The sequence below is a fragment of the Microbulbifer sp. SAOS-129_SWC genome, from assembly GCF_039696035.1.
In the GTDB taxonomy this organism is placed as follows: Bacteria; Pseudomonadota; Gammaproteobacteria; order Pseudomonadales; family Cellvibrionaceae; genus Microbulbifer.
Genome location: NZ_CP155567.1, coordinates 1,070,145 through 1,084,840, shown reverse-complemented (window position 1 = coordinate 1,084,840; position 14,696 = coordinate 1,070,145). Strand labels below are relative to the sequence as shown.

The 14,696-nt window shown below is 62.7% G+C and carries 10 protein-coding genes; 3 read left to right on the top strand and 7 right to left on the bottom strand.

Going from position 1 to position 14,696, the window contains the following annotated elements:
* Window positions 1-9 precede the first annotated feature (9 nt).
* The 4 genes from ABDK11_RS04555 to sbcB form a co-directional block, all read right to left on the bottom strand.
* Window positions 10-771, bottom strand: coding sequence for a slipin family protein (locus tag ABDK11_RS04555; RefSeq protein ID WP_346839118.1), 762 nt, complete (start codon window positions 769-771; stop codon window positions 10-12).
* Window positions 772-799: 28 nt separating this feature from the next.
* Complete coding sequence (locus tag ABDK11_RS04550) at window positions 800-2,221, bottom strand: nodulation protein NfeD (RefSeq protein WP_346839117.1); 1,422 nt, start codon at window positions 2,219-2,221, stop codon at window positions 800-802.
* Between the two features lie 112 nt (window positions 2,222-2,333).
* Window positions 2,334-3,350 carry an aspartate carbamoyltransferase gene (locus tag ABDK11_RS04545; protein WP_346839116.1) on the bottom strand — a complete coding sequence of 339 codons (1,017 nt, stop codon included), beginning with the start codon at window positions 3,348-3,350 and terminating at the stop codon, window positions 2,334-2,336.
* A gap of 237 nt (window positions 3,351-3,587) precedes the next feature.
* Entirely contained in the window at window positions 3,588-5,027 is a 1,440-nt protein-coding gene (gene sbcB / locus ABDK11_RS04540) for an exodeoxyribonuclease I (RefSeq protein ID WP_346839115.1), read from the bottom strand.
* Between the two features lie 135 nt (window positions 5,028-5,162).
* Here sbcB and argS point away from each other — a divergent pair, with 135 nt between their 5' ends.
* Together argS and ABDK11_RS04530 are read left to right on the top strand one after the other, a co-directional pair.
* On the top strand, window positions 5,163-6,899 hold the full coding sequence (gene argS, locus ABDK11_RS04535) for an arginine--tRNA ligase (protein ID WP_346839114.1): 1,737 nt from the start codon (window positions 5,163-5,165) through the stop codon (window positions 6,897-6,899).
* Window positions 6,900-7,507: 608 nt separating this feature from the next.
* The gene (locus ABDK11_RS04530) at window positions 7,508-8,401 is read left to right on the top strand and encodes an SDR family oxidoreductase (RefSeq protein WP_346839113.1); all 894 of its coding nucleotides are present in this window, start codon (window positions 7,508-7,510) and stop codon (window positions 8,399-8,401) included.
* 17 nt (window positions 8,402-8,418) lie between these two features.
* On the opposite strand, the gene ABDK11_RS04525 is transcribed toward ABDK11_RS04530, so the two are convergent.
* The 3 genes from ABDK11_RS04525 to ABDK11_RS04515 all read right to left on the bottom strand — a co-directional run bounded on the left by ABDK11_RS04525 (window position 8,419) and on the right by ABDK11_RS04515 (window position 11,231).
* A complete protein-coding gene (locus ABDK11_RS04525) occupies window positions 8,419-8,742 on the bottom strand; it encodes a hypothetical protein (RefSeq protein WP_346839112.1) in 324 nt (107 codons plus the stop codon).
* 209 nt (window positions 8,743-8,951) lie between these two features.
* Window positions 8,952-10,670, bottom strand: a complete 1,719-nt coding sequence (locus tag ABDK11_RS04520) for a diguanylate cyclase (RefSeq protein ID WP_346839111.1) — start codon at window positions 10,668-10,670, stop codon at window positions 8,952-8,954.
* Window positions 10,671-10,799: 129 nt separating this feature from the next.
* Window positions 10,800-11,231, bottom strand: a complete 432-nt coding sequence (locus ABDK11_RS04515) for a hypothetical protein (RefSeq protein WP_346839110.1) — start codon at window positions 11,229-11,231, stop codon at window positions 10,800-10,802.
* A 528-nt stretch (window positions 11,232-11,759) separates the two neighbouring features.
* Between ABDK11_RS04515 and gcvP the strand changes: the two genes are divergently transcribed.
* Window positions 11,760-14,651, top strand: coding sequence for an aminomethyl-transferring glycine dehydrogenase (gene gcvP, locus ABDK11_RS04510; protein ID WP_346839109.1), 2,892 nt, complete (start codon window positions 11,760-11,762; stop codon window positions 14,649-14,651).
* Window positions 14,652-14,696 lie beyond the last annotated feature (45 nt).

Below are 14,696 nucleotides of genomic sequence, written 5' to 3'. Positions count from 1 at the left end.
CTGTTCCCGTCAAGACTCTTCCCCGGCCACTTTTTTCATGATCGGCCGGATCAGGTCCAGCGGTAGCGGGAAAACGATGGTGGAGTTTTTCTCGCCAGCGATATCGATCAGTGTCTGCATATAGCGCAGGGTGATCGAATTGGAATTTTTCGACAGTGTATCGGCGGCCTCGGTGAGTTTGGTCGCGGCCTGCGCTTCGCCTTCAGCGTGAATCACCTTGGCGCGGCGCGCGCGCTCGGCTTCGGCCTGGCGGGCGATGGCGCGAATCATGCTCTCGTCGAGATCGATATGCTTGATCTCGACATTGGTCACCTTCACCCCCCAGGCATCGGTCTGTTCGTCCAGGATCTTCTGGATATCCACGTTGAGCTTGTCGCGCTCGGACAGCATCTCGTCCAGCTCGTGCTTGCCCAGCACCGAACGCAGGGTGGTCTGCGCCAGCTGGCTGACCGCCTCGTTGTAATGCTCCACATTGATGATCGCCGACTGCGGATCGATCACCCGGTAGTAGACCACTGCATTGACCTTGACCGAGACGTTGTCGCGGCTGATGACGTCCTGGCTGGGCACATCCATCACCACCGTGCGCAGGTCGACCCGCTCCATGGTCTGGATCACCGGGATAATGATAATCAGCCCGGGACCCTTGACCGACTGAAAGCGCCCGAGGAAAAACACCACCGCCCGCTCGTACTCGCGCAAGATACGGATGGCATACATGATCAGCAGCGCAATGGCCGCCAGCAGCAATCCGGTAAAGTAACTGATCATCCCTATTCTCCCTGTTCCTCGCCGCGAATTATTCCGGTGTTATGCGCAGGGCCAAACCTTCCTGGGCAATCACCTTCACCCGGTCGCCCGGTTGTACCCGCTGATCACAACGGGCCTGCCAGATCTCACCGCCCAGGTGTACCAGCACGTCGTCGCCCTGCAACTCCATCACCACCGCAGTGCGCCCGACCATCGCCTGGTCGCTGGCGATACGCGGCTTGCGCAGACTGCGCCCCACCGCCCACAACAGCCCCAGCAAGCCCAGGCCACTGACTCCGGCAATGGCGCCAATCAATCCCTTCGATATCTGCATGCCCGGCACGTCGCTGTCGATCAGCATGACCGAACCGATCACCAGCGCGATGACGCCACCAATGCCCAGGGCACCGAAACTGGGCACAAACAGTTCCGCCACGATCAACAGCGCGCCGACCACGATCAGCGCCAGCCCGGCGTAATTGATCGGCAGCAACTGCAGTGCGTAAAGCGCCAGCAGCAGGCAGATGACGCCGGTAATGCCCGGTACCAGCGCGCCCGGGCTGTAGCCTTCGAAAATGAGCCCATAAATCCCGATCAGCAACAGAATATAGGCCACCTGCGGATTGGTAATCAGGGCCAGAAGCTTGTTGCGCCAATCCGGCACGTAGGCGCGCAGTGGCAGTGCGGCCAGATCCGTCGGCAGTGTCACGCTGCCGGATTCCAGCGCCACCTTGCGCCCGGCCAGCTGGCGCAGCAGGTCGGCATCGTTTTTCGCCACCAGGTCGATCACGTTCTGCTGCAAAGCCTCGTCCGCGGTCAGGGTGGCGGCCTCACGCACGGCTCTCTCGGCCCAGTCTGCGTTGCGGCCGTTGCGCTTGGCCAAACCGCGAATGAAGGCGACGGCATCATTGGTGATCTTGCGCTCCATGGCCGACCCCGAACCGGACTGTGGTGCGGGTTTGTTAGCGGGACTTTTCTTGCTGTCTTCATCGCCCTGCCCCGCTTTTTTCTCCGGCGGTGGCTCGCCGGCACCGGGCATGCCGCCAATCTGCACCGGCGTGGCGGCGCCGAGCGTGGTCGCGGGCGCCATGGCGGCAATCTGGCTGGCGTAGAGAATATAGGTGCCGGCACTGGCGGCGCGGGCGCCGGACGGATACACGTAGGTGGCAACGGGCACTTCGGCGGCGAGAATATGCTGGATGATGTCGCGGGTGGCGGCGTCGAGCCCACCGGGGGTGTCTATGTGGATAACAACCAGGCGGGCGCCATTTGTCCCGGCTTCCGCCAGGGTCCGCTCCAGATAGTCGGTGGTTGCGGGGCCGATGGCCCCGTCGATCGACAACAGGGCGATATGGGGCTGCGGCGCATCCTGCGCGGCGCTCAGGGCTGCCGGCCACGGTACTAACGGTACCAACAGCAGGGCCGCGATCAGCGCCGCCACGCGCATGTTGTCTGAAATCCGGTTCAGCATGGCTCCAATCCTGGAAGCGGGATGGCGATACCAGCAGACTAACAGAAAATGGCGGACTGAAGACGGCGGAAGGCGCCGACCGCATAGGGTCGGCGCGGAAGGGAGAAAAAAATCAGGCCGGGTGGCGGCGGCTGTGCCAACGCACCTCGTGGGAATACTGGTCGACCTTGTCCTCCACCCCCAGCAGCATCGCAAACAGCGCCATGCGCACCAGCAGGCCATTGTCGGTCTGGCGGAAGATCGCGAGGCTCGGGTGCTCGTTCAGATCGGTGTCCAGCTCGTTGGCCTCGGCACGGGAGTCGCGCGGCAGCGGGTGCATGATCACCGTGTTGGGCTGGGCGAAGCGGGTAAAGATCTCGCGGTTCAGGCGGAAGCGGCCGCGGTACAGATTGGCCTCCTCCTGCGAGGCGAAGCGCTCTTCCTGGATACGTGTGGAGTAGACGATATCCACATCGGCGATGGAGGTCTCCAGCTGGTCGGACACGGTCACCGTATGACCGGCGGCGCGCAGCTTCTCCACCACCGCTTCCGGCATCGCCAGCTCCGGCGGCGACACCAGCGCCACCTGCACATTGCGGAACAGGCACAGCAGCTTGCACAGGGAATGCACGGTGCGGCCGTGCTTGAGATCGCCGATCATGGCGATGCGGAAGTCATCCAGGTTGCGGCCGTGGCCCTCGAGCTCGCGGCGGATGGTATACAGATCCAGCAGCGCCTGGGTCGGGTGCTCGTTGGCGCCGTCGCCGCCGTTGACCACCGGCACGCGGCTGGCAGCGGCAAACTCGGCCACGGAACCCTCCTGCGGGTGGCGCATGCAGATCACGTCGCTGTAGCCGGACAGCACCCGTGCGGTGTCGTACAGGGACTCGCCCTTGGCCATGGAGCTAGTGGTCACCCCCACGGTTTCGCGCACGGTACCACCGAGCAGGTTGAAAGCAGCGCCAAAACTGAGCCGCGTGCGCGTGCTCGGCTCGAGGAACATATTGCCGAGAATAGCGCCCTCCAGCACGCGGGTGACCTTTTCCCGCCGCGCGAAGGGGCCCATGGTGTCGGCCACCGCGAAGATACGGTCGATATCACCGCGCTCGAACTGGCTGACGGAAAGAATATTGGCTCCGATAAAGTCCATTGCTGCTCCGTTGGTGGCGCCTTGTGGGCGCGGGTTTCTGGCGCGCGCATTCTACTCGGGCGCGGGCAATCCCGGTAGGGTGTGCCGTACGCACCCTGCGGAACTGTGTGGCGCTTACGGCGCCTATTGGGCACAGCAGCCGATAGGGCCACCGAAAGGGTTCCGTAGGCGCGAACCCTGTGTTCGCCCGCGCCGGCCACAGGCCCGCCGGCCGAGCCGGGGCTCGGCGCTCGAGGCTCAGCCGAGCAAACTGTCGCCCCAGGCCTCCAGCTGGTCGAGCAGTTGCCCCCGATCCGGATACTGTTCGCGCAACTCGGCGATCTGCTCGAAATAAGGCTCCAGGGTAATACTGGCACCGGCGGCCGGATCGGTCAGGCGGCGATAGCGCCATTCCTGCCAGCGCTCACGCTCGGCGGCATTGAGGGTCTCGGGGAAATTGCGCGCGCGCAGGCGGAACAGCAGTTCCGGCAGGCGTTTGTCGGCGAACGGCACCTCACCGGCCAGCGCCTCCGGGCCGCGCTCGGCCACGGCACGCTGCAACTCCCGGCACAGGTCGCGGTCGGCGTCGTTGAGGAAGCCGTCGTAGAGACTGGCTTCCACGTCGCGCGGCGGGAATTCGCTGTCGAGGAATACCCGGTGCAGCTTCTGGGTCAGGTCCACATCGCGCAGTCGCTGCCAGTTGCTCTCACAGGCGCCCTTGTCGATACCCAGCTCCGCCGCGCGGGCATCGTCGAGCATATTCGGCGGCGCCAGCACCGGGCACTTGTTCAGGTGAATCAATTTGAGTCCCGCCGGCAGATCGCCTTCGCCGAGCTGGTCGCGGGCGGTGTAGAGGCGCTCGCGCAGGGCGTCGGCATCCAGATCGAGGATCGGCTGCGGGTCCATCGCCAGGTTGGCAGCGATGATGGCATTGCGGTTGACCGGGTGGGCCGCCAGCGGCAGCACATAGGTCAAGTGTCCCTGGCTGGCCGGTACCTTGCCGGAGATGTGCAGCAGCGGCTTGCGGCTGCGCAGGTCGATCAGCTTGGCCGCCTCCTGCTTGCGCCGCAGGCGGAATACATAGTCGTACAGCTTCGGCTGCTTGCTGCGTATCAGCCGCGCCATGTCGATGGTGGCGCGCACGTCGGACAGCGCATCGTGGGCGCCCTCGTGGGCGATGCCGTTGGCCCTGGTCAGCTCCTCCAGGCGGAACGACGGCACGGTCTGGCCACTGGCCGACTGCCGCTCGGGCCACTGGATACCCTGCGGGCGCAGCGCGTAGGTCAGGCGCACCATATCAATGATGTCCCAGCGGCTGTTACCGGAGCGCCACTCGCGCTCGTAGGGGTCGAGCAGGTTGCGATACAGGGTGTGGCGGGTCACCTCGTCATCGAAGCGCAGGCTGTTGTAGCCGACGCCACAGGTACCCGGGGCACCCAGTTCCGCCAGTATCTTGCGGATGAACTCGAACTCGGGCACACCCTCGGCCAGTGCCTGCTGCGGGCTGATGCCGGTGACCAGGCTGGCCATCGGCTGCGGCAGGCAGTCGCTGGCCGGACGGCAGTAGACCATCAGCGGTTCACCGACGATATTGAGGTCTTCATCGGTACGGATGCCGGCGAACTGCGATGGTTTGTCGGCGCCGGGATCCGTGCCCCAGGTCTCGTAATCGTGCCAATAGAGTGTCGTTGCGCTCACAAGTCCTCCTTTATCTGGGCGCATGATAACACCGGCAGCGGCCCCGTCCCGGCCACCGGGCGGTTGCAAAGCCGCCACCGGGGATTACAATCCCGCGATTCCACACGATTAAGACAGCAGCAGTAGCCCCCACCTATGAATATTCGCCAGCTCCTCACCGACAAGTTCCAGGCCGCCATGCTCGCCGCCGGCATTCCCGCAGACTGCGGCCCGATCGTGGCCCCGGCCAAGAAGGCGGGGTTCGGCGACTACCAGGCCAACGGCGCCATGGGCGCGGCCAAGCGCATGGGCACCAACCCGCGCGAGCTGGCGGCCAAGATCCTGGAGCACCTGGACACGGGCGACATGATCGACAAGGTGGAGATCGCCGGCCCCGGCTTCCTGAACATTCACTTGAGCGAGACCTGGCTGGCCGCCGAGCTGAAAGCCGCCGAGGCGAGCGAGCGCCTGGGTATAGACCCGGTGGCCGAACCGCAGACGGTGGTGATCGACTACTCCCACCCCAACCTGGCCAAGGAGATGCACGTCGGCCACCTGCGCTCCACCATCATCGGCGACGCGCTGGCGCGCCTGCTGGAGTTCCAGGGGCATAAGGTCACGCGCCAGAACCATATGGGCGACTGGGGCACCCAGTTCGGCATGCTGCTGGCGCACCTGTCCGACAAGCTGCAGGACAATGACGCCGAAGTGGCGCTGGCAGACCTGGAGAAGTTCTACCGCGAGGCCAAGATCCGCTTCGACGACGAGGACGGCTTCGCCGACCGCGCGCGTGAATACGTGGTGAAACTGCAGGGCGGCGACCCCGAGTGCCTGAAGCTGTGGCAACAGTTTATCGATATCTCCATCAGCCACAGCGAAGAGATCTACGACAAGCTGAACGTGACCCTGAAGCGCAGCGACGTCTACGGCGAGAGCCAGTACAACGACGACCTGCCGGTGCTGGTCAAGGAGCTGCTCGACCGCGGCATCGCGGTGGAGGACCAGGGTGCGATCGTCGTGTTCCTCGAGGAAATGGCGGATAAAGAGGGCAACCCCAGCCCGATGATCATCCAGAAGAAAGGCGGCGGTTACCTGTACGCGACCACCGACCTGGCGGCGATCCGCTACCGCGCCAATCAGCTGCACGCCGACCGCATCCTTTACGTCGTCGACGCGCGCCAGTCACTGCACCTGCAGCAGGCCTTCACCGCCTCGCGCAAGGCCGGCTTCCTGCCGGAAGCCACCAGCCTGGAGCACTGCGCCTTCGGCACCATGATGGGCGACGACGGCAAGCCGTTCAAAACCCGCACCGGTGGCACCGTGAAACTGGCCGCACTGCTGGACGAAGCGATCGAGCGCGCACAGCAACTGGTGGCCAACAAGAACCCGGGACTGAGCGCCGGGGAATGCGCCCAGATCGGCCGCGTGGTGGGTATCGGTGCGGTCAAATACGCCGACTTGAGCAAGACCCGCACCAACGACTATGCCTTCAACTGGGATTCGATGCTGAGCTTCGAGGGCAACACCGCGCCCTACCTGCAGTACGCCTACACCCGCGTGCGCAGCATCTTCCGCCGCGCCGGTATCGAACCGAGCGAACTGCACGGCGACATCAAACTGGATACCGAAGAAGAGCGCGCCCTGGCGATCAAACTGTGCCAGTTCGGCGAGGTCCTCGACCAGGTGGCGAAGGACACCTTCCCGCACGTGCTGTGTTCCTACCTGTACGACCTGGCAAGCGCCTATATGGCCTTCTACGAAGCCTGCCCGGTACTGAAGGAGGGCGTCAGCGAGGAACAGAAACAGAGCCGTCTGCAGCTTTGCGACCTGGTAGCGCGCACCATTGCCGGTGGGCTGGATCTGCTGGGTATCGAAGTGCTGGAGAAGATGTAACTGTACGGCGCACTGGTATCCTGACTGCTCTGGGGCGAACTTCGGTTCGCCCTTGCCTGTTTAGTGCACTGTTGGTAGTTCAGTGGCGGCACTGCTACCGATAGCTGTTTGCCAGACACGCTGTGTATACATCCCTGTACGCTCTAATCGGCATCCATGCCTCATAAGGTCTGGCAAACAGCTATCGGTATCAGCGCCTTCGCATAATGTTTTCTTTACTGAGCGAACTCGCCCTCTCGATATCCTCTTACGAAGTCATTTACTTCAACTCGAAGGCAAAGTACTGGGTGTACCATTTCGAAACCGTCGGCGACAGGGCCGAAGGCGCCGTGAATGCATGGAACGGCCGGACCGTCGCCGCCAGAGCGCACAGGGATGTGATGTATTGAAGGGGCGCCTAGCCCGATTTCGAAATGGTACACCCAGTGGTTTGCCGCCGCGAAGCCCAAACAGAGCACTGCGGAACCAGAACTTAGCCTACAGCGCGCAAAACGAAAAAGGGCGAACACAAGGTTCGCCCCTACGGCCATTGCTGCGGTACCCTGATGTAGTTCAAGACCTCAGGCACTCCGCAACAACTTCACTGCGGGCACGATGAGAAACAAACCATGAATATTCTGATCACCGGCGCCTCCGGTCTGCTCGGGCGCAGTGTCTTCAAACAGCTGGATGCAAACCCCGCATTCAACGTGACCGGCACTGCCTACTCGCGCGCCGGCGACCGGTTGATCAAACTGGATCTCAACGACGGTACACAGCTGCAACAGACGCTGGAGCAGCTGCGCCCGGATATCGTCATCCACAGCGCCGCCGAGCGCTGGCCGGATCGCTGCGCCGAGCAGCCCGACGCCGCCTGGGCACTGAATGTCGATAGCAGTGCGCAGCTCGCCCAGCAGTGCAGCGCGGCCGGCGCGCAACTGGTATATATCTCCACCGACTACGTCTTCGACGGCACTGCACCGCCCTACTCCGCCGACGATACCCCCAACCCGGTCAACTTTTACGGCCGCAGCAAGCTCGCCGGCGAGCGGGCGGTGCTGGCCAATGGCGATCACTGGGTACTGCGGTTGCCGTGGCTGTTCGGTCCGGTGGAGCGGTTGAGTGAATCGGGAGTGACCGCGCTGCTGGATACCGTGCGCGACCCCGCGCCCGCCACGCTGGATGACTGGGCGATCCGTTTCCCCACCAGCGTGGAAGAGGTGGCCGCGGTACTGGAGCAGTGCCTGCTGAAAATCACCAGTGGCATCCGTCTCGGCGGTATCTATCAGTGGAGTGGCGATACGCCCTGCACCCGCTTCCAGTTGGCGCACCTGGTCGCGGATGCCTGCGGCCTGAAGGCCGACCACCTCCGCGGTGACAGCGCGCCGCAGTTCAGTGAACCGCGGCCGCAGAACTGCCAGCTGGACAAGTCGCGCCTGACGGGTCAGGGGATTCAGGGAGGTGAGCCGCTACAGCGGCAGCTGGCGCGCTGCCTGCAACCATTTCTGGGGAAAGGGGAATAACTGGCTATCGATGCATTTCAGGCGATTTCCGCCGGTGGAGGCGGCGGCGATAAGGGGGCGAGTGCGACCAGTTGCCGCAATGCAACCAGTTCGGGAACGGCTGCCGGCATCTCTTCCGATACGATACCGTCGAGCGCCTGTATCAGCAGGCGGCGCGCACTGAGCACCTGTTGATCCCGCAATATCCAGAGTTCCGAATACCAGGCCAGGGGACCGCATTCGTCCTGAGGCACATCCACCACAGACTTCTGCATCAACGCCGGAATACCGGCCTGCTCGAGTAGCGTAAAGAGGTGACTGACCAGCAATTGGTCATTGGCGATATAGATCCGTTGCGCCATGTTGAATGATTTCCACAATCCCTGCCGGCTTACAGCTTCCGCGATTCGATTATCCTTTTTTGCCCGGGGCGATTGGGTGTTTCAATCCAGCGCTGCGGGTATTCTTAAAAATAGACCAATTGTGGCGTCTGCGCGACGCAGGTGGCGTCACTGAGGTTTGAAGAGGCGCCGCACCAGCGGCAGCTGTCGCGGCGCAACGGCCGCCGCGCTCAGCTGCGGCCGTCGTAGCTGGCCACCACTTCCAGCTTGCCGGGATCAGAATGTTCGGCGGCGATCTGCTCGATACCGGGCAGATCCGGCGAATAGAGCTGAAAGTTGTTCTTGCCACGGTATTTGGCATGGTACATGGCCATATCCGCTTTCTGCAGAATCGCTTCCAGGGTATTGCCGTGTTCGGGAATGGCGACGATGCCGATACTCAGTGTCACGCGCACCATATCGTCACCAATGCGCACCGGCTCGGCAACGATGCTCAACATCTTCTCCGCCAGGGTCCGGTAGGTGCCGGCGCCCGACAGGGAACGCACGAACACACAGAACTCATCGCCGCCCAGGCGTGCAACGATATCGCCAAAACGCATGACGCTCACCAGGCGCTGTGCCACTACCCGCAGCAGGTCGTCGCCGCCCTGATGGCCGAGGGAATCGTTGACCTGCTTGAAATCATCCAGGTCAACAAAAAACAGGTAGCCGGCACCCTGATCGAAATGGCCGCTATGCAGGTATTTTTTCAGCGTCTCGACAATATTGTGCCGGTTGGCGAGGCCGGTCAGGGTGTCGTACATGGCGATACGCTCAAGCTCGGCCGTGTTTTGCGAGACGATCTCCTTCATCACCTCCAGCTGGTCGCACACCGTCAGGCCGGTGGAATCGAGCACATCGATTTCGTCGTAGTGGATACTGCGTTTGGATATCGGGCGTATCAGGCTGCGCGCCTCGTCGAATTTGCCCTCGCTGAGCAGCGGCAGCGCCTCCGCCAGGCGACGCAGGCGAAGAATCGGCCGCCACAGCATGCTGGTAATGGCACTGATGAAAATCAGCGCACCGAGTACCGAAAAGAGCAGCAGCAATTGCAGGGATTCGCTGATGTGCCCCACCTGGTCGGACACGTCGTCGATGATAATAAAGCGTGCGCCGCTACCATTCTCGGTATCGACCGGCAGGCTTTTGATATCGAAATGCTTCTGCCCGAATACGTAGGTCTTGGCAACATCCAGGCCCGGTAACTGTTCCCGCTCGGTGGCGACCTGGCGCAGTAGCGGCATCATCATGTCCTTGGAGGTCAGCGCAATCACATTGCGATTCCAGCCCTCGATGTAGTCGCTGTTGTGGAACGCCGGCGTGTGGTGCACCCCAGAGAGAATGCCGATATCGGAACCGGTAATCTGGCGGAAGGTGAGCAGCGCGTCGGCCAGAGAGCGATCCACCTGCAGCACATAATCGGTATCGTCGCCGGCGATTACCGGCACCGCCAGGCTCTGTACGCAGGTCTGTTCACAGTGCACGCTTTCGAGCGGCTGGCCACTGATGATCACTTCGCGAATCTGCTGCGGGGTCAGTCGCCGGGTGGTATCGCCCCAATAGATCGGCGGCTTTTTGTCGCTGGTATACAGTTTGAGCGATTCCAGCCCCCAGCTCATCCGCAGGTACTCCCACTGGCGATCGAACAGACCACGCAGAATGGCCGGGTTGGCAGAAGCGCCGTCGCGCCACAGCACAATCAGGTCCGCAAGCTGGATCAGGTCCTCGCGGGACTGGTTGAGCAGACCGGAAATCTGGTATTGATAGGTGAGATAGCGGTTATTGCGATTTTTTTCCAACAGGGACTGTAGGCTGCCATTGCCTAGCAAGATAAAAAACAGGCACATCGCCACAATCAGCAGCAGCGAAAAGACACTGGCTTTTACCCTCAGGCTGTGTAATCGCATTTCCGTTGCAACTCCCGGTTTGTACTCCAAATACCCGTCCGCGACACCGACGAATCAGAGGCGGTAGCTCACCGCCCCCGCCAGCATGGCCCATTCCCGCAACGCCGGACCCTCTCCAAACGACGCTGACTACTCATTGATCGCAACCGTATACAACCGCTTATCTCGCGGGTCCGCGCTGAGGTAACCGATAGAACCGGGAGTGGCGATCAGCTGCCGGGTCATTTCCTCTTCGGAAGCAACGACCTGCGGGGCTTCGCCCATGCCCGAACAGATCGCCCTGTCCCAGCTGCGGCGCAGCTGGTGGGGATACATTCGCAGAATTTCGCGGACAAACCGGCGATGGGTGACGTCGTCGTCCGGCAGCACGAAAACCCGGACTCTACTGCCGTCCTCCCAGCTCTGCAGGCGCATGGAGTAAATGGCACGCAGCGTCTCCCGGTCCAGGGCATCCACTTCGCGACCGCTGACCACGACGAACACATACCGCTCGCCATCCGCGCGACCGGACCCGGCGGCGAGGAGCAGCAGTGTCAGCAACAGTCGGCAGGCGAGGCGCACCAAACAGATCCCCAGGCATTTTCGTTATTGTGAGTCCGCGAACGACAGCAATAGCGATCAGCGGGTAAATGGCGTACAAATCCCCCCTGTAGGCCTCACCCCGCGCCAGACCGGCGATGTGGCGGCGCTGGGCGGGCGCACTGAATCCGCACGCCCGCTCCAGGCACGATGCCAACGAGTATGGTTTAAACTCCGGCCAGGGGCGGGCCAGGGCCCAACATCAACAAAACAAAATTGCGCCATCAGCGTCAAAACAGGATATATCTCACAAGTTATGACGCCAAATAGCACAATTGACGCCGAAATCGGGCCGATTGCCGACATCGCTTGCGATTGCTAAGATGCGCGCCGATTCATCGGGCGCGGCCCCCGGCCACAGCCCCGCCCGCCTCCTTCCGCCCGCGACCGCAGTTCACCACTCCGGAGTGCAGCGAAGGTGGTCGGTAACCGGCCGATAAATACTGGTGCTACTGTTAACCGCGAGCGCCACTGCAGCGACGACTCCCTGCGATCACAGGAACGAAGTTTATGACCCAGCCATCTCTCCAGCAGTTGGAACAACACGATGCTTTTATCCACCGCCACATCGGCCCGGACCGCGCCCAGGTTCAGGCGATGCTGGAAGCCCTCGGCGTATCCAGTATCGATGAGCTGATCGAGAAGACCGTTCCCGCGTCGATCCGCAAACAGGATGAGCTGGACCTGGCCGACGCCGCCAACGAGCAGGAAGCGCTGGCGGAGCTGAAGTCCCTGGCGGCACGCAACAAAATTTACCGCACCTTCATTGGCATGGGCTACCACGACACGATTACACCCAATGTCATCCTGCGCAATGTGCTGGAAAACCCGGGCTGGTACACCGCCTACACTCCCTACCAGCCGGAAATCGCCCAGGGCCGCCTGGAAGGCCTGCTGAACTTCCAGCAGATGATCATGGACCTGACCGGCATGGATCTGGCCAACGCCTCTATGCTCGACGAGGGCACCGCAGCGGCCGAAGCCATGGCGATGTGCAAGCGCCAGGTGAAGCGCAACAAGTCCAACGTGTTCTTTGTCGACGCCGACTGCCACCCGCAGACCATCGCCGTGGTCAAAACCCGCGCTGAACACTTCGGTTTTGAAGTGATCGTCGGCACCCCGGAACAGCACCTGCCGGATGAACTTTTCGGCGCCCTGCTGCAGTACCCGGGTTCTACCGGCGTGGTCCGCGACCTGACCGACCTCATTGCCAAGGTACACGCGGCCAACGGCCTGGTGACCGTCGCCGCTGACCTGATGAGTCTGGTGGCCCTGAAAGCGCCGGGCGAGATGGGCGCAGACGTCGTGGTCGGCTGCAACCAGCGCTTCGGTATCCCGATGGGTTACGGCGGTCCGCACGCCGGCTTCTTCGCCTTCCGCGAGGCCTACAAGCGCGCCGCACCGGGCCGTATCATCGGCGTGTCCGTGGACAGCAAGGGCAAACGCGCGCTGCGCATGGCCATGCAGACCCGCGAGCAGCACATCCGCCGCGAAAAGGCCAACTCCAACATCTGTACCTCCCAGGTACTGCTGGCGGTGATGAGCGCCTTCTACGCCATCTACCACGGTCCCGAAGGCCTGAAGACCATCGCCGCGCGCATCCAGCGCCTGACCGATATCCTCGCCACCGGCCTGGAGAAGAAGGGCTTCAGCCTGACCCACGACAGCTGGTTCGACACCCTGACCGTCGCCACTGCCGGCAAGCAGGGCGAGATCTACCAGCGCGCCCTGAATGCGGAAATCAACCTGCGCAAAGTGGGCGACGACGCCCTCGCCATCAGCCTGCACGAGACAGCCACCCTGCAGGACGTCTCCGACCTGCTCGATGTCTTCGCCGGTGCCGAACACGGCCTCGACCTGCGCGCGCTGGACAGCGAGATTGCCGCCAAGGGCCCGCAGGGCGTACCCAATTCACTGGTACGCGACACCGAGTTCATGACTCACCCGGTTTTCAATACCTATCACTCCGAAACCGAGATGCTGCGCTACCTGAAGTCCCTGGAAGCCAAGGACATTGCGCTGAATCACTCGATGATTCCGCTCGGCTCCTGCACCATGAAGCTGAACGCCACCGCGGAAATGATCCCGGTGACTTGGCCGGAATTCGGCAAGCTGCACCCCTTCGCCCCCACCGACCAGGCCCAAGGCTACGCGGCGATGTTCGAGCAGCTGCAACAGATGCTGGCCGCCTGTACCGGCTACGACGCCGTCAGCCTGCAGCCCAACGCCGGCTCCCAGGGCGAGTACGCCGGCCTGATCGCGATCAAGAAATACCTTGAGGCCAAAGGCGAGGCCCAGCGCGATATCTGCCTGATCCCCGCCTCCGCGCACGGCACCAATCCGGCCTCGGCGATGATGGTTTCCATGAAAGTGGTCGTGGTGGCCTGCGATCACAAGGGCAATGTCGATGTCGACGACCTGAAGGCCAAGATCGCAGAACACGGCGAGCGCATCGCCGCGCTGATGGTCACCTACCCGTCCACCCACGGCGTGTTTGAGGAAGGTATTCGCGAGATCTGCGACCTTGTGCACAAGGCCGGCGGCCAGGTGTACATCGACGGCGCCAACATGAATGCCCTGATCGGCGTGGCCGCGCCGGGCCAGTTCGGCGGCGACGTCTCGCACCTGAACCTGCACAAGACCTTCTGTATCCCGCACGGCGGCGGCGGCCCGGGCATGGGCCCGATTGCGGTCGGCGAACACCTGAAACCCTACCTGGCCGGCCACCCGGTGACCGAAGTACCGGAGACCGATCCGGTCAACGGCACCATCTCCGCGGCCCCCTGGGGCTCCGCCAGCATCCTGCCGATCAGCTGGATGTATATCCGCATGATGGGCAAGCAGGGCATGAAGCAGGCCACCGAGATGGCGATCCTGAACGCCAACTACGTGGCCAAGAAACTCAGCGAGCACTACTCACTGCTGTACACCGGCAGCAACGGCTTCGTCGCCCACGAGTGCCTGGTGGACTTGCGCCCGCTCAAGGAGGCCAGCGGCATCACCGAGGAAGATATCGCCAAGCGCCTGATGGACTTCGGCTTCCACGCGCCCACCATGTCCTTCCCGGTGGCCGGCACGCTGATGATCGAGCCCACCGAGAGTGAATCGCAGGAAGAGCTGGATCGCTTCGTCACGGCCATGGCCACCATCCGCCAGGAAGTGGAAGACGTGATCAATGGCAAGTACAGCGCCGAAGACAACCCGCTGCACAACGCGCCGCACACCCAGGACGACGTCATGACCGACGAGTGGGCCCACGCCTACTCCCGCGAAGTCGCCGCGCGCCCGGCCGCGTGGTTGAAAGCGCACAAGGTATGGCCGGCGTCCAACCGTATCGACAACGTCTACGGTGACCGCAACCTGATCTGCTCCTGTCCGCCGGTTGAGAGCTATATGGACTAAGCGGAAGTACTTGCGAAAGTCGCTAAACTTTCGCGCACTACCCAA

Coding starts and splice junctions, on each gene's coding strand:
- ABDK11_RS04555 (WP_346839118.1), bottom strand. CDS start 771: ATGATCAGTTACTTTACCGGATTGCTGCTGGCGGCCATTGCGCTGCTG.
- ABDK11_RS04550 (WP_346839117.1), bottom strand. CDS start 2,221: ATGCTGAACCGGATTTCAGACAACATGCGCGTGGCGGCGCTGATCGCG.
- ABDK11_RS04545 (WP_346839116.1), bottom strand. CDS start 3,350: ATGGACTTTATCGGAGCCAATATTCTTTCCGTCAGCCAGTTCGAGCGC.
- argS (WP_346839114.1), top strand. CDS start 5,163: ATGAATATTCGCCAGCTCCTCACCGACAAGTTCCAGGCCGCCATGCTC.
- ABDK11_RS04530 (WP_346839113.1), top strand. CDS start 7,508: ATGAATATTCTGATCACCGGCGCCTCCGGTCTGCTCGGGCGCAGTGTC.
- ABDK11_RS04525 (WP_346839112.1), bottom strand. CDS start 8,742: ATGGCGCAACGGATCTATATCGCCAATGACCAATTGCTGGTCAGTCAC.
- ABDK11_RS04520 (WP_346839111.1), bottom strand. CDS start 10,670: ATGCGATTACACAGCCTGAGGGTAAAAGCCAGTGTCTTTTCGCTGCTG.
- gcvP (WP_346839109.1), top strand. CDS start 11,760: ATGACCCAGCCATCTCTCCAGCAGTTGGAACAACACGATGCTTTTATC.